We start from the raw sequence: 253 nt of genomic DNA, 5'->3' as shown, positions 1-253 counted from the left end.
CCTTCTGCCTTTGCACTCTTCGAATGATTTCCAACCATTCTGAGGGAACCTTGGGGCGCCTCCGTTACTCTTTAGGAGGCGACCGCCCCAGTCAAACTGCCCACCTGACACTGTCCTCGCACCGGATTACGGTACCAAGTTAGAACCTAGATACGATCAGGGTGGTATCCCAAGGATGCCTCCCTTCAAGCTGGCGCTCAAAGTTCTACGGCTCCCACCTATCCTGTACAGATCGTACCCAAATTCAATATCA

1 rRNA gene is annotated in these 253 nt (G+C 52.6%); it reads right to left on the bottom strand.

What is annotated here, in order from left to right:
* A 23S ribosomal RNA gene (locus WA407_RS26535) occupies nt 1-253 on the bottom strand; the annotation flags it as partial.

The sequence above is a fragment of the Paenibacillus sp. 203 genome (assembly GCF_037027525.1).
Lineage (GTDB): Bacteria > Bacillota > Bacilli > Paenibacillales > Paenibacillaceae > Paenibacillus > Paenibacillus polymyxa_B.
Note: the sequence above shows the minus strand (reverse complement) of the source record. Positions and strands in the feature narration are given on the sequence as shown.